Origin of the sequence: Streptomyces sp. NPDC088910, from assembly GCF_044749865.1 — a bacterium.
Taxonomy (GTDB): domain Bacteria; phylum Actinomycetota; class Actinomycetes; order Streptomycetales; family Streptomycetaceae; genus Actinacidiphila.
On sequence record NZ_JBIVIV010000007.1, the window covers coordinates 362,716 to 379,263 of the forward strand.

The 16,548-nt window shown below is 73.2% G+C and carries 14 protein-coding genes and 1 pseudogene; 8 read left to right on the forward strand and 7 right to left on the reverse strand.

The genetic code is table 11. The annotated features are described in order from the left end of the window. Positions 1–33 precede the first annotated feature (33 nt). A complete protein-coding gene (locus tag ACIP4Z_RS18990; protein WP_355336857.1) occupies positions 34–789 on the reverse strand; it encodes a decaprenylphospho-beta-D-erythro-pentofuranosid-2-ulose 2-reductase in 756 nt (251 codons plus the stop codon). A 32-nt stretch (positions 790–821) separates the two neighbouring features. Next, a complete protein-coding gene (locus ACIP4Z_RS18995) occupies positions 822–2,318 on the reverse strand; it encodes an FAD-binding protein (RefSeq protein WP_401309385.1) in 1,497 nt (498 codons plus the stop codon). Positions 2,319–2,542: 224 nt separating this feature from the next. On the opposite strand from ACIP4Z_RS18995, the gene ACIP4Z_RS19000 reads away from it, so the two are divergent. The 4 genes and pseudogenes from ACIP4Z_RS19000 to ACIP4Z_RS19015 all read left to right on the forward strand — a co-directional run. Continuing rightward, entirely contained in the window at positions 2,543–3,088 is a 546-nt protein-coding gene (locus tag ACIP4Z_RS19000; RefSeq protein WP_355336859.1) for a phosphatase PAP2 family protein, read from the forward strand. Beyond that, entirely contained in the window at positions 3,085–4,158 is a 1,074-nt protein-coding gene (locus tag ACIP4Z_RS19005) for a decaprenyl-phosphate phosphoribosyltransferase (protein WP_401309388.1), read from the forward strand. The genes ACIP4Z_RS19000 and ACIP4Z_RS19005 overlap by 4 nt, the downstream gene beginning before the upstream one ends. Next, a complete protein-coding gene (locus tag ACIP4Z_RS19010; RefSeq protein ID WP_355336861.1) occupies positions 4,155–4,595 on the forward strand; it encodes a GtrA family protein in 441 nt (146 codons plus the stop codon). Before ACIP4Z_RS19005 ends, ACIP4Z_RS19010 begins: the two co-directional genes overlap by 4 nt. Before the next feature lie 10 nt (positions 4,596–4,605). Beyond that, positions 4,606–5,514 (forward strand): annotated as a pseudogene (locus tag ACIP4Z_RS19015) (YihY/virulence factor BrkB family protein); the annotation flags it as partial. Between the two features lie 79 nt (positions 5,515–5,593). Here the strand turns inward: ACIP4Z_RS19015 and ACIP4Z_RS19020 are convergent. Next, positions 5,594–7,006 (reverse strand): D-alanyl-D-alanine carboxypeptidase family protein, encoded by a 1,413-nt coding sequence (locus tag ACIP4Z_RS19020; protein WP_401309391.1) that lies wholly within the window; start codon positions 7,004–7,006, stop codon positions 5,594–5,596. Between the two features lie 146 nt (positions 7,007–7,152). On the opposite strand from ACIP4Z_RS19020, the gene ACIP4Z_RS19025 reads away from it, so the two are divergent. Further along, positions 7,153–7,491: an SCO4848 family membrane protein gene (locus ACIP4Z_RS19025; RefSeq protein ID WP_391050487.1), complete on the forward strand. Its 339-nt coding sequence runs from the start codon at positions 7,153–7,155 to the stop codon at positions 7,489–7,491. On the opposite strand, the gene ACIP4Z_RS19030 is transcribed toward ACIP4Z_RS19025, so the two are convergent. From ACIP4Z_RS19030 to ACIP4Z_RS19045, 4 genes are all read right to left on the reverse strand, one after another. After that, complete coding sequence (locus ACIP4Z_RS19030; RefSeq protein WP_401309394.1) at positions 7,442–8,275, reverse strand: TetR family transcriptional regulator; 834 nt, start codon at positions 8,273–8,275, stop codon at positions 7,442–7,444. The genes ACIP4Z_RS19025 and ACIP4Z_RS19030 overlap by 50 nt on opposite strands. Before the next feature lie 10 nt (positions 8,276–8,285). Further along, on the reverse strand, positions 8,286–8,918 hold the full coding sequence (locus ACIP4Z_RS19035) for a thiol-disulfide oxidoreductase DCC family protein (RefSeq protein WP_401309397.1): 633 nt from the start codon (positions 8,916–8,918) through the stop codon (positions 8,286–8,288). 1 nt (position 8,919) lies between these two features. Then, entirely contained in the window at positions 8,920–9,339 is a 420-nt protein-coding gene (locus ACIP4Z_RS19040; RefSeq protein ID WP_355336866.1) for a hypothetical protein, read from the reverse strand. Between the two features lie 176 nt (positions 9,340–9,515). Next, a complete protein-coding gene (locus tag ACIP4Z_RS19045; protein WP_401309522.1) occupies positions 9,516–12,194 on the reverse strand; it encodes an MMPL family transporter in 2,679 nt (892 codons plus the stop codon). Positions 12,195–12,447: 253 nt separating this feature from the next. Between ACIP4Z_RS19045 and ACIP4Z_RS19050 the strand changes: the two genes are divergently transcribed. From ACIP4Z_RS19050 to ACIP4Z_RS19060, 3 genes are all read left to right on the forward strand, one after another. Next, positions 12,448–13,182: a response regulator gene (locus tag ACIP4Z_RS19050; protein WP_391163328.1), complete on the forward strand. Its 735-nt coding sequence runs from the start codon at positions 12,448–12,450 to the stop codon at positions 13,180–13,182. After that, a complete protein-coding gene (locus ACIP4Z_RS19055) occupies positions 13,179–14,786 on the forward strand; it encodes an ATP-binding protein (protein WP_401309401.1) in 1,608 nt (535 codons plus the stop codon). Before ACIP4Z_RS19050 ends, ACIP4Z_RS19055 begins: the two co-directional genes overlap by 4 nt. Before the next feature lie 98 nt (positions 14,787–14,884). Beyond that, positions 14,885–16,531 carry a hypothetical protein gene (locus ACIP4Z_RS19060; RefSeq protein WP_401309404.1) on the forward strand — a complete coding sequence of 549 codons (1,647 nt, stop codon included), beginning with the start codon at positions 14,885–14,887 and terminating at the stop codon, positions 16,529–16,531. The last annotated feature ends 17 nt before the right edge of the window (positions 16,532–16,548 follow it).

Genomic DNA, 16,548 nt, shown 5'->3' on the forward strand with positions numbered 1-16,548 from the left:
GCCGACGGCGCGCGCGGCGGAGCCGGTGCCGGGTCAGACCGGCAGGCGGCGGAAGAGCGGCCTCGGGACGTGCCGCAGGGCCGACATGACCACGCGCAGGGTGCCGGGCACCCAGACCGTTTCGCTGCGGCGGCGCAGCCCGGTCTCGATGGCGACCGCGACGGCCTCGGGGGTGGTGGCCAGCGGGGCCTCCTCGCGCCCCGCGGTCATCTTGGTGCGGACGAAGCCGGGGCGGACGATCATGACGTGCACGCCGGCCCCGTGCAGGGCGTCGCCGAGGCCCTGGGCGAAGGCGTCGAGCCCGGCCTTGCTGCTGCCGTAGATGAAGTTGGCGCGGCGGGCGCGCTCGCCGGCCACGGAGGACAGCACGACCAGCGAGCCGTGGCCCTGGGACTGGAGGGCGCCCGCGCAGACCAGGGAGGCGGAGACGGCGCCGGTGTAGTTGACCTGGGCGACGTGGACGGCCGAGAGCGGTTCCTGCTCGTCGCGGGCCTGGTCGCCGAGGACGCCGAAGGCGAGCAGCACCATGTCGATGTCGCCCTCGGTGAAGAGCTTGCCGAGGACCTCCTCGTGCGAGGCGGGGTCGAGGGCGTCGAAGCCGACCGCGTGGACGTCGGCGCCGAGCGCGCGCAACTGCGTCGCGGCGGCGTCCAGCGCCTCGGAGGGGCGGCCCGCGAGATAGACGGTACGGGTGCGGCGGGCGATGAGGCGGCGGGCGGTGGCCAGCGCGATCTCGGAGGTGCCGCCGAGGATCAGCAGGGACTGGGGGGCGCCGAACGCGTCCTTCACGGGAAGCTCCTTCGAGGCTGTGGCGGCGGGCCCTAGAGGGCCAGGCGGCGGGCGAGGTCGGACGTGATCACGCCGCGCGGGTCGTACGTGGCGCGCAGGGTGCGGAAGTCGTCGAGGCGCGGGTACATCCGGGCCAGGAGTTCGGGCCGCAGCCGCGCGTCCTTGGCGAGGTAGACCCGGCCGCCCGCCTCCGCGACCTCCTCGTCCAGCTCGTCGAGGAACGCGCCGAGGCCGGGGAGCGCGGCGGGGATGTCGAGGGCGAGGGTCCAGCCCGCCATCGGGAAGGAGAGCCAGCCGGGGTCGCCCTCGCCGAAGCGCTTGAGCACGGCGAGGAAGGACGGGCAGCCGCGGGCGCCGATCCGTCCGACGATGCGCCGCAGCGACTCCTCCTGTCCGTGGCCGACGACGAACTGGTACTGGACGAAGCCGCTGCGGCCGTAGATCCGGTTCCAGTGCGGCAGCCCGTCCAGCGGGTGGAAGAAGGCGGACAGGCGCTGGAGTTCGCCGCGCCGCTCGCGCGGGGCCCTGCGGTACCAGAACTCGTTGAACAGGCCGACGCTGGTGCGGCCGAGCAGGCCCTCGGGGACGAAGCGCGGGGCGGCGGGCAGCCGTCCGGGGCGGAAGGCGAGCGGGTCGCGGCGGGCGCGGGACGTGGCGGGCAGCGCGTCGAGCGGGGCGTGGTCGCCGCGGGTGAGGACGGCGCGGCCGGTCTTCGCGCCACGCGCGAGCAGGTCGATCCAGGCCACCGAGTAGCGGTACGTGTCGTCGGTCGCGGTCAGCCGCGCCATCAGGTCGTCCAGGTCGGTGGCACGTTCGGTGTCCACGGTCATCAACGACGTCTGGACCGGCAGGAGCTGGAGGGTCGCGGCCAGGATGACGCCGGTCAGGCCCATGCCGCCGGCCGTCGCCCAGAACAGGCCCGGCTCGTCCTCGGGCGTGACCAGCCGGGTCTCGCCGTCACCGGTGAGCAGTTCGATGGCGCGCACATGGCGGGAGAAGGACCCGGAGCCGTGGTGGTTCTTGCCGTGGATGTCCGCGCCGATCGCGCCGCCGACCGTCACATAGCGGGTGCCGGGCGTGACGGGCACGAACCAGCCGAGCGGCAGCAGCACCTCCATCAGGCGGTGCAGCGAGACGCCCGCGTCGCACACGACCAGGCCGTTGACGGCGTCGATCTCGTGGACGCGGTCGAGTCCGGTCATGTCCAGGACGGCGCCGCCCGCGTTCTGCGCCGCGTCCCCGTAGGCCCGGCCCAGGCCCCGCGCGATGGCGCCGCGGCTGTCGCTGCCGGTGACCGCCGCGACGGCCGCCTCGTACGTCAGGGGGCGCAGGACGCGGGCGGTGGTGGGGGCGGTGCGGCCCCAGCCGGTGACCGGGCCGACGCGGCTGGGGAGGTCGGCGGGGCCGGAGCCGCGATCGAGGGGGGCGGCGGTGGGGTCGGTCGAGGCGTCGGTGGGGTCGGCCGAGGCGTCGGCGGCGGTGCGGCCCTCGCCGGTGACGGGGACGGTCGTCGCGGAGGGTACAGGCATGTCCGTGACCGTAGCGCTCTGAGTGGTGCGAAAGATCACGAATAGTGCGTTATGCGGCTTTTCTCACTGAAAAGGGTGAGTGGTGGTGCGTGAGGAGCCGTCGCGCACGGTAAGCACTCGGGGTCCAAGTGTGATGACCCGACAATTCGCCCAGGTGGGGCGGCCGGTCGCCCAGCCGTGGCGGCCCCGGGTCACGAGCCGTCGCTGCGAGGGAGTACCGACCAGTGCGCTACCCCGACTCCGCCGCGGAACGCGCGGACCACCACCTGCTGGCCGCGCTGCGCCGCCGCGGCACCGACCCCCGCGTCGCGGGCGCGGCCCGCGCGCTGTCCTGGGCGGGCGAGCACGGCGCGGTCTGGCTGGCCGCCGGTCTCGCCGGCGCCTGCGCCGACCCCGGCCGCCGCGGCGCCTGGCTGCGCGCCACCACACTGGTCGGCGCGGCCCACGCGGCGAGCATGGGCGTCAAACGGGTCGTCCGCCGCCCGCGCCCGGTGCTGCCGGACGCCGAACCGCTGGTCCGCACCGCCGGACGGCACAGCTTCCCCAGCTCGCACGCCACCTCGGCCGCCGCAGCCGTCGTCGCCTTCGGGGCACTGATGCCCCGTACGCCGTTCGCCGCGCCGCTCCCGCCGCTCGCCGCCGCCATGTGCGTGTCCCGGATGGTCGTCGGCGTCCACTACCCGAGCGACGTGGCCTGCGGCGCGCTGCTCGGCGCCGTCACCGCCCGGCTCGGCCGGAACTGGGCCCTGCGCGGAGGGCGGCCGTCATGACGGAACGCACCGCCGCGCTCATCGACGACGTACCGGCGACCGCCGTCCCCTCGGCCGGACGCTTCCCGCCCCCGGTCTCCGTACGGGGCCTGCCCGCCGGTCTGGTGCGGACCGCCCGGCCCCGGCAGTGGGTCAAGAACGTCCTCGTGCTGGCCGCGCCGCTGGCCGCCGGGCGCCTGCTGTCCGCGCACGCCGTACTCCAGCTCGCCGTCGTCTTCGTGCTCTTCACCGGCTGCTCCGCCGCCGTCTATCTGATCAACGACGCCCGCGACGCCGACGCCGACCGCGCCCACCCCGTCAAGTGCCGCCGCCCGGTGGCCTGCGGACAGGTCCCGGTGCCGGTCGCGTACGCCGCGGGCGGCGCCCTCGCGGTCCTCGCGCCCGCGGCGGCCGGGGTGCTCTGCAACCCGGACACGGCCGGGCTGCTCGCCGGATACGTGGTCATGCAGCTGGCCTACTGCGTGTGGCTCAAGCACATGCTGGTCGTCGACCTCGTCATCGTCACCACCGGCTTCCTGATGCGCGCCATGGCGGGCGGCCTCGCCCTCGGCATCGACCTGTCCCGCTGGTTCCTGATCACCTCGGGCTTCGGCGCGCTGTTCATGGTCGCCGCCAAGCGCTACTCCGAACTCGTCCTGATGTCGCGGCTCGCCGAACGGGCCCCGGCGGCGGCCCCCGCGGCCCCGACGGTCGGACCCCAGCCGGACGCCACCGCCGCGGCGGCCCCCGCGCCGCCCGAGGACTCGGAGGGCTCCGAGGTCGGCGCCTCCCGCGCCCTCCTCGGCGCGTACACCACCGGCTACCTCCGCTTCGTCTGGCAGCTCGCCGCGGGCGGCGCCGTACTCGCCTACTGCCTGTGGTCGATGGAGACCGGCGCCTCGCCCAACGGCTGGCTCCCCTGGCGGCAGCTCTCGATGATCCCCTTCATCCTCTCCGTCCTGCGCTACGCCGTCTTCGCCGACGCGGGCTCCGCGGGCGCCCCCGAGGACGTCGTCCTGCGCGACCGCGCCCTGGTCGTCATCGCCCTGGCCTGGGTCGTCCTCTACGTCCTGGCGGCGGTCAACCGGTGAGGGCGCGCTCCCCTCGGGGCCTCAGCTCGGAAGTGCTCGGCTTCGCCCTCGCGGGCGGCGCCGCGTACGCCGCCGACCTCGGGCTGTTCGTCTGGCTGCGCGGCCCCGGCGGGTTCGGGCCGATCGGGGCGAAGGCGCTGTCGTTCCTCGCCGGGTGCACGGTGGCGTATCTCGGCAACGCGCTGGGGACCTACCGGGGCCGGACCCCCGCGGTCGGCAGGGCGCGGCAGTACGGGGTCTTCTTCGCGGTGAACGTGGCGGGCGCGCTCGTGCAGTTGGGCTGTCTGGGCGTATCGCACTACGTGCTCGGGCTGGCCAGTGCGCGCGCCGATGTCGTGTCGGGCGCGGGGATCGGCATGGCTCTCGCGACCGCGCTGCGCTTCTGGGGAACCCGCACCTTCGTGTTCCGCGGGACTGCGCGGGCCGGGGGAGGGTAGGCCCCCCGTTATGGACTGGTTGACAAGGTTGCCCTGGATCGGCCCGCGCATCGCCGCGGCGATGCGGACACACGGCTGGCGCGCCTTCGCGCACCTCCAGACCGTCCACTGGACGCGGCTGGCCGCCGCGATGACCTTCACCAGCTTCCTCTCGCTCTTCCCGCTGCTCGCGGTCGTCGCGGCGATCGGCGCCGCGCTGCTGTCGCAGCATCAGCTCGACACCCTCCAGCACAAGATCTCCGACCAGATCCCCGGCATCGCCGACCAGCTCGACATCAACGGCCTGGTCGCCAACGCCGGGACCATCGGCGGGATCGCCGGTGCCGCGCTGCTCTTCACCGGTATCGGCTGGGTCGGCTCGCTGCGCGACTGCCTGCGCGCGGTCTGGGACAAGGACGACGAGGAGCGCAACCCCGTCGTCGCCAAACTGGTCGACGGCGGCATCCTGCTCGGCCTCGGCGCGGCGGCCCTGCTCTCGCTCGCCGCCTCCGGCTTCGCGACCGCGGCCGTCGACTGGACCGTCCACAAGGCCGGGCTCGCCGACCACGGCCCCGGCCGCGCGCTGCTGACCGTCCTCGGCTTCTGCATCGCCGTCCTGGCCGACTTCCTGATCCTGACCTACCTGCTGACGCTGCTGCCGGGCGTCGAACCGTCGCGCCGCGCCGTGGTCCAGGCGGCGTTCATCGGCGCGGTCGGCTTCGAGCTGCTGAAGGTGCTGCTCAGCGGCTACCTCCAGGGCGTCGCGGGCAAGAACGTGTACGGCGCCTTCGGTACGCCGGTCGCCCTGCTGCTCTGGATCAACTTCATGGCGAAGCTGCTGCTGTACTGCGCCGCGTGGACGGCGACGCCCAGGCACGCGCCGCCGCCCGAGAAGGACGGCGGGGACGGCGGGGACGGCGGGGACGGTGACGCCGCCGGGGAACCGGGGGAAGCCGTCGAGACCGTGGAGGTCGTCGAGGTGATCGAGGTCCACGGGGCCACGCGGGCCCCGGAGCCCGTCAGCCCTTCCGGCGCCGGGAGCGGCGGTCGGGCCCGGCCGCCGGACCGGACGCCCGATCGGGATCGGGATCAGGGCCAGGATCAGGGTCAGCACCGGGCCGCGGAGCGGGATCAGGACGCGGGGCAGGATGAGGACCACCGCCGGCCGGGGACGGCAGCGGGCGGAGCTTCCGTACCACGATGAACGCCACGGCCAGGACGAGCAGGGAACCGGCGGCGACGCCCAGCGCCGTCCACAGGCCGTCGTGGGAGGAACCGGCCGTCGCGGAGGCGGTGGCCGGTCCCTTGTCGCCCTCGGGCGCCTTCGTCGTGGCGGCCGGCGGCGGCAGTTGGCTCAGCGGCGGGACCAGCGTGCCGACCGGCTTGACCGTAGGGGCGGCCTTGAAGCCCCAGTCCAGCAGCGAGGCGGCCTCGCGGTAGACCAGGTCGTGCTCGGCCTTCGGCGTCATGACGGTGACCAGCAGCGTACGGCCGTCGCGCTGCGCGACCCCGGTGAAGGTGGCGCCCGCGTTGGTGGTGTTGCCGTTCTTGACGCCCGCGATGCCGGGGTAGGGGGACAGGCCGTAGTCGCCGCTGAGCAGCCGGTTGGTGTTCTGGATGCCGAACGACTCGCGCTTCTTGGCGGTCTTGCCGGTCTTCTTGTTCTTGTCGACCTTCCACTCGCCGGGGAACTGCGCGCTCACCGTCGAGCAGTACTCGCGGAAGTCGGCGTTCTGGAGCCCCGAGCGGGCGAAGAGCGTGAGGTCGTACGCGCTGCTGACCTGCCCGCGCTCGTCGTAGCCGTCGGGCGTGACCACATGCGTGTCGGCCGCCTGCAACTCCTTGGCCCGCGCGTTCATGTCCGCGACGGTCCTGGCGACGCCGCCGTTCATGGCGGACAGCACGTGCACCGCGTCGTTGCCCGAGCGCAGGAAGACACCGAGCCACAGGTCGTGGACGGTGTAGGTCAGATTCTCCTTGATGCCGACGAGGCTGCTGCCCTCGCCCATGCCCTGGAGGTCGGACGGCAGCACCTTGCGCACGGTGTTCTTCGGGAACTTCGGCAGCACCGTGTCGGCGAACAGCATCTTCAGGGTGCTGGCCGGGGGGAGCCGCCAGTGCGCGTTGTGCGCGGCGTAGATCTCGCCGGTCTTGGCGTCCGCCACGATCCAGGACTTCGCCGTCAGCTTCGCGGGCAGCGCGGGCGCGCCCTGTCCCGGGTCCACCTGCGTGCCCGGCACGCCCAGCCGGTCGCCGCCCACCGTGGACATGTGCTCGGGCGGTCTCGGCGCGGGCTTGGTGCCGGCGGCCGGAGCCGCGCTCGCGGCCCCCGTCAGGACGGTGCCGCCGAGCAGCGCGGCGACGGCGGACACGGCGAGAACGGCCAGGGCGGAACGGTGCGGCGCGGTGCGGCGCGCGGCGGTCGTAGGCATGGGCACCCGAGGAAACGTACATGCCCTTTCCTGGCCGCCGCGCCCCCGGGTGCGGGCCGTCCGCCGTGACGATCCGCACGTCCCGCGCGGGGAACCGGCCACCCCCGTCGGCCCTCCTACCGGGGGGCCCGCACATACTGGGACGCATGAAGCTCAGTCGGCGCGTGTCCTGGTTCCTGGTCGCTTTCGGTGTGTGGTCGTGGATCGTCTGGGTCACCTTTGTCAAGAATTTGTGGAAGGACACCAGCGGTCTGGCCTTCCACGACGGCGACCACGGATCGCCCACCGCCTACTTCTGGATCCACCTCACGCTCGCGATCGTCTCCTTCCTCCTCGGCACCGCCATCGCGGCCCTCGGCGCGCGGAGCCTGCGGGCGCTGCGCCGCGAGGCGGCGCAGGCCGGTCCGGCCGACCCGGCGGAAGCGACCGCCCCGACTAGCCCGGCTGCCCCGGCTGATCGGGAGTCGGCCGACTCGACGGTGTGACCGCGGTGCGGCCGATCGTCGGGAGGATGAAGTCCTGGATGAGGGACTTGGCGTCGCGGACGACGGGGCGGAAGACCCGGTAGCGGGACAGGCCGATGACGCGGGCCGCCACGGGGGTGGAGCGGTGCACGAACTCGCGGGTCCGCGCGGTGTCGGGGGTGCGGTCGAAGACCCAGTAGAGGACGACGACCATGAGGTGCAGCCAGAGCAGTTCGGGGAGCAGCTCGGCGAGTTCGGAGTCGAGCTTGGGGGCGAGGTCGGAGCCGGACAGCACGTCGCGGAAGAGTTCGACGGCGGTGGCGCGGGCCGGGTGCGACTCGTTCGAGAACGGGCTGAGCGAGCTGTCCGGGTCGGCGGCCGTGCGGAAGAACTGGGCGGCGAATTCGTGGTACTCGGCCGCGGTGTCCAGCCAGGACGCGAGCGTGATCTCCAGGCGCTCCGCGAAGTCGGTCACCCCGCGCATGCGCACCCGGGCGTCGGCCGCGTGGTCGTGCGTCATCCGGTCGTAGAACCCCTGGATCAGGAATTCCTTGGACTGGAAGTAGTAGTAGGCGTTCCCGACCGAGACGCCCGCCTCCTGGGCGATGGCGCGCATCGTGGTCTTGTCGTAGCCGCGCTCGCGGAACAGCCGCATCGCGGTCTCCAGGATCACCGCGCGGGTCTGCTCGCTCTTGCCGGTCTTGGGCCGGGCCCGGCCGCCGGGCAGTTCCTCGCCCAGGCCGGGGCCCGGCTCCGCCGCCGGACCCGTGGCCGCGGGCTCCGGCTGGTCTGTCACGTGCTCCACCCGGGTGAGCCTATCCGTCGCCCGCACAGCCGTCGGCGCAGTCCGCGCCCCGGCCGCGCCGCGGGTCGGCCGGCGGTGCCGACGGGGAGCCCGGGTCGCTCTGCGTCCAGCCGGTCGCCTTGTCGTAGATCCAGCCGGGTACGGACCTGACCGGCGCGGGGCCGGGCGCGCCCGCCGCGTTGCGCCCGGGGAACCAGGTCGGGGCCGCGGCCGAACGCTGCTTGCTCTCGCGGTACTTGGCCGCGGTCAGCACCGCCGCGCGGGCGAGCCTGCGGCCCGCGGGGGTGGCCAGGGTGTGCGAGAAGGCGCGGTGGTCGGCGAGCGCCCACAGGCACACCACCCAGGCGGAGTCGCCCCGGTAGAGCTGGCCCGCGTCGCCGACGACGGTGATCTCGCGCCCGGTCGCCGCGTGGTCGAGGCCGGGGAAGCGGTGCATGGCCTCGGGGGAGCCGACCGGCACCATGTCGAGTCTGACGAGCTGCCGCTGCCGGACGAGCCAGTCCCGTACGAAGGCGCACAGCCGGCAGGCGGGGTCGTACAGCACGGTGAGCCGCCGTACGGGCGGGCGGGGCGTCCGCGCCACGGGCCGCGCCGTCGGCCGGTCGGGCCGCGCGGTCACCGCGCTCTGCGTGAGGCGCGTCATGTCACACCCCGGCCGGGGTCGGGCCGTTCGGCTGCGTCCAGCCGTCGCTGTCCACCGGCGGGTACTGCTCGCGCTCCATCAGCCCGCGCCGCCGGATCTTGTTGAGCACGTAGACGTTGCCGAGGTGCATCACGCCGAGCACCAGCAGCACGACGCCGAGCTTGACCGACAGCGCCTCGAACAGGCCGCGCGCGTTGTCGACGGCGTCGGCCGACTTCAGGTAGAGGGCGACGAAGCCGAGGTTCACCAGATAGAAGCCGACCACCAGGAGGTGGTTGACGGCGTCGGCGAGCTTCTCGTCGCCGTGCAGCACGTCGGCGAGGAAGATCCGGCCGTTGCTGCTGAGGGTACGGGCCACCCAGACGGTCAGGCCGATGCTGACGGCCAGATAGATCACATACGCGAGGACGGTCAGGTCCATAGCGGGTCCACCCCTTGTTTGAACGTGTTCAAACCTACTGACGCGACGACTCTAGACCCAGTTTTGAACATGTTCAAGGCCGGTGCTCCGGGCATACGGAAGGGCCCGGCTCCGAAGGTTCGGAACCGGGCCCTGACGACAGGCGCCGCCGGGGGAGCGGCGGCGCCCGGCCGCGGTCAGTCCTGCGAATAACTCAGCTCCAGATCGACGTCACCGTCCCCCTCGCCGCCGTCGTCCGGGACCCGGACGGTGGCGGGGAACGGCGGATAGCCCATGGTCAGCAGCGTGTATCGGCCGGGGTAGAGATTGCCGAAGGCGTACGAGCCGTCCTTGCCGGTCCGCGTCTCCGCCACCTCGTGGCCGTCCGCGTCGTGCAGCACGACCCGCGCGTCCTCGACCGGCTGGCCGTCCGCGCGCCGCACCGTACCGGTCAGCGCACCCGTCCCCGTGAGGCGCAGATCACACTCCACCGGTCGGTCGGAGGCCAGCACGCTCGCCGTCTGCGGGTGGTGTCCCGGCGCGTTGGCGACCAGGACGTACGAGCCCGCGCGCGGTGTCGGCAGAGCGAAGGCGCCCTCGTCGTCCGCCGCCGCGCGGCCCACCTGGCGGCCGTCCGCCGCGATCAGCGTCAGCTCCGAGCGCGGCACCGGCAGCCCGGCGGCGCCCGTGACCCGGCCGCGTACGGCGGGCCCGGAGACGATGTCCGTACCGGCCCCGGCGGCCATCAGCGTGCCCGTCGGCGCGCCTGCCGCGGGGTCGTCGTCCTCGGCCGGCTCCACCGCCAGGTGCGGCAGCCGCTTGTCCAGCCACGCGGGCAGCCACCAGTTGGAGGTGCCGAACATGTGCATCAGCGACGGCACCAGCACCGTCCGCAGGATGAACGCGTCCAGCGCGACCGCGCCCGCCAGGCCGATGCCGAACATCGCCAGCACCCGCTCGCCGCTGAGCACGAAGGCGCCGAAGACGCAGATCATGATGACCGCCGCCGAGTTGATCACCCGGCTGGTCTCGGCGAGCCCGACCCGTACCGCCCGCGCGTTGTCCTTGGTGTGCACCCACTCCTCGTGCATCCGGCTGACCAGGAAGACCTGGTAGTCCATCGACAGGCCGAAGAGCAGCGAGAGCATGATGACCGGCAGGAAGGCGTCGATCGGCCCCTCGCGCCCGGCCAGCGAACCGCCCCAGCCCCACTGGAAGCAGGCCACCAGCACCCCGAAGGAGGCCGCCGCCGCGATCAGGTTCATCGCGGCGGCCGTCAGCGGCACCACCAGGCTGCGGAAGGCGACCAGCAGGAGCAGGAAGCCCAGCACGATGATCACGCCGATGAACAGCGGCAGCTTGTTGAACAGGACCGTCGCGAAGTCCTCGAAGATCGCCGTCTGGCCGCCGACGTACGCCCGCATCGTGCTGCCCCGCTCGGCGGCCGGGACGACGTCGTCGCGCAGGTGGTCGATCAGGTCGGAGGTCGCCTTGTCCTGCGGCGAGGTGGTCGGCACCGCCTGGATGAACGCCACCTTGTCGCCCGGCTTCATCGGCAGGGCGGCGGCGTACGCGATGCCGTCGGTGTCCTTCAACGTCGTGACCAGGCCGTTCAGCGCGGTCCTGTCCGCGCCGGTCGGCACCTCGGCGAGGATCGTCAACGGCCCGTTGAAACCGGGGCCGAAGCCGTCCGCGAGCATGTCGTACGCCTTGCGGGTGGTGGTCGTCGTCGGGTTGTTGCCCTGGTCGGAGGAGCCCAGGCGCAGGCCGAGCGCCGGGATCGCCAAGGTGGCCATCACGGCCACCGCCGCCACCGCGAGCACCCGCGGGTGCCGCTGGAGGAACGACGACCAGCGCGCCGCCGCGCCCGTCGCGACCTCCGGCTGCGGTCCCTCGGCCGCCAGCGCGCGGCGCTGCCTGCGGCTGAGCACCCGCATGCCCAGCAGGCCGAGCAGCGCGGGCAGCAGCGTCATCGCGGCGGCGACCGTGATGACGACGGTCAGCGCCGCCGCGACGGCCACACCGTCGAGGAAGGTCAGCCGCAGCGTGAACATGCCCAGCAGCGCGATGCAGACCGTGCCGCCCGCGAACAGCACGGCCCGGCCCGAGGTGTTGAGCGCGGTGACCGCCGCGTCCTCGGGGCTCTTCCCGCGCAGGATTCCCCTGCGGTGCCTGGTCACGATGAACAGCGCGTAGTCGATGCCGACGCCCAGACCCACCAGCGTCGCGAGCTGCGGCGAGAAGTCCGCCACGTCCATGCCGTGGCTGAGGATGATGATCGCCGACGACGAGATGCCGATGCCGAACAGCGCCGTCACGATCGGCAGCAGCATCCCGAACAGCGAGCCCAGCGCCAGGAACAGCACCACGGCCGCCGCCGCGATGCCGACGCCCTCGGCGAGGCCCGGCAGCGGCTGCTCCGCCTGCGCGGGCTTGTTGCCGCCGACCTCGACCCTCAGGCCCTTGGCCGCCGCGTGGTGCGCGGTGTCGATCAGCTTCTGCGCCTGGTCGTCGGAGAGGTCACCGCCGAGCTTGGTGTACGTCACCGTCGCGTACGCCGTACGGCCGTCCTTGCTGATCTGCGCCGCGCCCGCCGGGTCGTACGGGCTGACGACCTGCCCGACGTCCTTCTGCCGGGCGATGTCCGCCAGCGCCGGGTCGAGCCGCGCCCGTACCGAAGCGTCGCGCACCGTACCGGAGTCGACGTGCCACACCACCGTGTCGGCCTCGCCGGACCGCTCGGGCACCACCTGGTCCATCAGGTCCAGGACCTTGGTGGACTCGGTGCCCTTGAGCGAGAACGCGTTGGAGTAGCCGCTGCCGAGCGCGTTGCCCACCGCGCCGACGCACAGCAGCGCCGCCAGCCAGAACGACATCACCAGCCATTTGTGCCGAAAACACCATCGAGCCACAACGGCCACGACCACATCCCCCATCAACGAGCGTTCCACGACCGACGAGTTGACCAACGGGACCCGCGCACTGACCGACGGACCCGTGGACTGACCAACGAGCCTCTTCAGCCTCCGTGGCTGTCGCGCCGACCGCCAAGCCGATCCCGCTTCTCTCAAGGAACTCCAAAGTTCCGGCCGGGACGGGGCCCCGGGGGGAGTGCGGATACTGGTGGGCATGGACGCCACCGTGCTCATCGTGGAGGACGAACCGGGGATCGCGGACATCCTGCGCATCACCCTGAAATACAACGGCTTCACGGTGCACAGTGCCGCGACCGGGCGCGAGGCGCTGGCCGCCGCGCGCGAACACCGGCCCGACCTCGTACTGCTCGACGTGATGCTGCCGGACGGCAGCGGCTGGGAGGTCTGCCGCGCGCTGCGCCAGGAACGCGCCGCCGAGACCGACGCCGACGACCTCGCCGTCATCTTCGTCACCGCGCGGGACGCCCCGCGCGACGTGGTCGCCGGGCTCGCGCTCGGCGGCGACGACTACATCACCAAGCCGTTCGGCGTCGACGAGGTGGTGGCCCGCGTGCACGCGGTGCTGCGCCGCACCCGGCGCCGCGAGGGAGCCGACGGGCGCGTCCTGCGCCACGGCGACCTGGAGATGGACGAGGCCACGTACACCGTCCGCAGGTGCGGGCAGCCCGTCGAGCTGACGCCCACCGAGTACAACCTGCTGCGGCACCTGCTGCGCAACGCCGGGCGGATCGTCACCAAGGAGCAACTGCTCCAGCACGTCTGGCAGTACGACACGGCCGTCTCGTCCACGGTCGTCGAGACGTACATCTCGTATCTGCGGCGCAAGCTCGACCGGCTCGGGCCGCCGCTGATCGAGACCCGGCGGGGGATCGGATACGGGCTGCGCGCGGCGGGACCGGGCGCCGCCGCGGCCGGGGGAGCGGTGTGAAGGTGAACAAGTGCGGCCTGTGGCCCCGCCCGCACTCGCTGCGCGGGCGCTTCACGATCGCCAACGTGACCTTCCTCGCGGTCGGCCTGCTGCTCGCGGCCTGCGCGAGCATCGCCGCCACGTACATGGTGCTGGTCGGCGAGATCGACGACTCGCTGAAGGGCTCGCAGTCCTCGCTCGCCAAGACCTCGATCGACGCGGACATGGTGCGGCGGCTCTGCCAGCTCGCCGACCTCCTGCAGAGCGGGCAGGGCGGGCAGAACGGGGGCGGCGGGCCGGGGAGTTCGGCGATCGCGGTGGCGTTCCAGCAGGATCTGTTCGTCATGCTCGACCGGCGCGGCGAGCCCGCCGCCGTCTGCCAGGACGGCACCATTCCGGTCAGCTCCGAGCAGCGGCGGCTCGCCGAGGCGATCCCCGACCCGGCGGGGCTGGTCCGCAGCGGCGGCGCGAAGACCGTGAAGACCGGCTCGATGGAGTACCGGGTGGTCGCGATCCGGCTCTCCGACGGCACCATCGTGGTCAAGGGCATACGGCTCAGCGGCGTCAAGCACGCGATCGGCAATCTGCTGATCGTCGAATCGGTCGTCGGCGTGGTGCTGCTCGCGCTGCTCGCCACCGGCTCGCTGACCGCGGCCAGGCGGCGGCTGAGCCCGCTGGAGGACATGGTGGAGACCGCGTCCGCCATCGCCGGGGGCGACCTCGGGCGGCGGATCGGCACCGCGCGGCACGGCTCCAGCGAGGTCGAACAGCTCAGCGGCGCGCTCAACGCGATGCTCCAGCAGATCGAGACCGCCGTGACCGAAAGCGAGCGCGCCACCACACAGTTGCGTCGATTTCTGGCCGACGCCTCGCACGAGCTGCGCACCCCGCTGGCGTCGGTGCGCGGCTACCTCCAGCTCTACGAGAAGGGCATGCTCGACGCCGACGAGAAGGAGCGGGCGCTGAGCCGGGTCAGCTCCGAGGCGCTGCGGATGAGCCGCCTGGTCGACGAACTCCTCGCGCTGGCCAGGCTCGACGACCGGCCCGCGCTGCCGCACGGCGCCGTCGACCTGTCCCGGCTGGTCCGCGACGCCGCCGCCGACCTGGCCGCGCAGCAGCCGGAACGGCCGCTGACGCTGATGGTGCCCGACTGCCGGGCCGACGGCGGACCGCTGCCCGAAGTCCTCGGCGACGAGGCCGCGTTGCGGCAGGTCGTGGGCAATCTGCTGAGCAATGTGCGGGTGCACACCCCGGCCCGCTCCCCGGCCAGCGTCGAAGTCGCCGCGCGTGGCGAGAAACTGCTCTTGCGGATCACCGATTCGGGTCCCGGTATGAGCGAGCGGGACGCGGCCCGCGTCTTCGACCGGTTCTTCCGCGCCGACGCAGGACGCGCCCGCGACAGCGGCGGCGCGGGCCTCGGCATGGCCATCGTGCAGGCCGTCGTCCAGGCGCACCACGGCACGGTCGCGCTGGAGACGGCACCCGGCCGCGGCCTCACGGTCTGCGTGACGCTGCCGACGGTGGGCGCGGGGACGGCGGTCGGCGAGGACCCGGCGGCGGACGCGGCGAGGGGCCAGGAGACGGTGGTAACCGGTGCGAAGTCCACTGTCCCCGCCGCTACTTGACCAAATCTATAACAAACGGAAACCCGTACAACCCCTGTGCGACATCGGCCGTCCAACTCCCCACAACGAACCACCACTCGAAGTGACGGGGAGACACCATGCGAGGTCGCGCATTCACCGGACGGCTGCGCCCGGCGGCGCTGGCCCTTGGGGCGGCCGGGGTGTTGACGCTCGGCGGCGGAGCCGTGGCCTTCGCAGCCGACGGGCCGCCGGCGGACACCGCGCCGGCCGATTCGATCGACCTGGGCCTGCGCGCCTACGACGTGACCTTCGCGCCCACGGCGGCCGGGGCCGAACCGGTCACCCGCTCGATGGCGGTCACGATGTTCCACCACGACCCGAACGTGGCCGTGCCCGCCCAGCGACTGACCTTCTCCGCGGCGGGCATGAAGAACGTCGCCGAGGTCGTCTGGCCGCAGGGCTGTACGGTGACCGGCGCCGACGCCGTCTGCACCGTGCCCGGCGCGCCGGTCGGGCGGCTCGACCTGCCCGACGTCGCGGTGAAGATCCGGCCGCTGCCGGGCGTGGCCGCCGGGGCCAAGGGGTCGTTCAGCGTCAGCCACCGCAACACCAACGGCAAGACGCAGACCTTCAAGCCGACGGTGACGCTGGCCGACGGCCCGTCCCTCGTCGTCGGCCGGGCGGCGGCCACGACCCTCGCCCCCGGAGCGAACGGCGACGTGCCGGTCACCGTCACCAACGAGGGCAACGCCGACGTCGCCTCGGTCCAACTGGAGCTGCGGTGGTCGCACGGCCTCACCCCGGTCGAGCGCTTCTCCAACTGCGTGTACGACACCTCCCGCGACCCGCGGCAGGGCGTGGACCGTACGGTGGCGCGCTGCGCCATCGACCAGCCGCTCGCCGCCGGCGCCAGCTACGGCGTGCGCGACACCGTCTCGATGAAGGCGAACGCGGACGCCTACGCGGAGAGCGTGGACGTCACGGCGTTCACCCCGAAGGAGGCCACCGCGCACCCCGCGGGCGAGCCGGGCACCGGGCCCGCCCTGCACCTGGTGCCGGTTCCCGGCGGGACCCCGGGGGCGGACGGCCGTAACGACACCTCGTACGGCGGCGCGGACTTCACGGTCACCAACACCGCGGACTTCGGGATCTCCGCGCCCGAGGTCACCGGTGCGAACGGCGCACAGGTCAAGCTCACCGTGCACGTGGACAACCACGGACCCGCCTCGATCGACCCGCTCAAGTACTTCACGCCGGTCACCCGCTTCGACGTCCGCGTGCCCGACGGCACCGCACTCGTGGAGTGGCCCGTGACGTGCGCGCCGCGCGACACCGCGAAGCGGTACCTGCGCTGCGCGTCGGACACGGAGTCCGACGTCGAGCACCCGGTCACCCTCTACAGCGGGAAGTCGTACGACTTCCCGCTCACCCTGCGCGTCACGTCCACCGGCGTGCACCGGGGCGAGGCGGCGCTGCTGACGACCGGTCCGAACCGGATCGAGCTGCCCTTCGACCACAACGCGGCGAACAACACGGTCGCGCTCGTGGTCAAGACGTCGGCCTCGAACGCCTCGGCCACCGCCGGTTCTTCCGGTTCTTCCGGTTCCAACGGGACCACCGGATCGGCCGGGTCCTCCGGCGCGGTGTCCGGCGGCGCGGGCAACGCCTCGCTGCCCGCCACCGGCGCGGGCGCGACCCGGCTGATCGGCGCGATCGCGGTCGGCGCCGTCGCGTTCGGCGGCGCGGTGCTGTTCACCGCGCGCAACCGCCGCCGTACCGCGTAGTCCGCGGGTTCCCGACA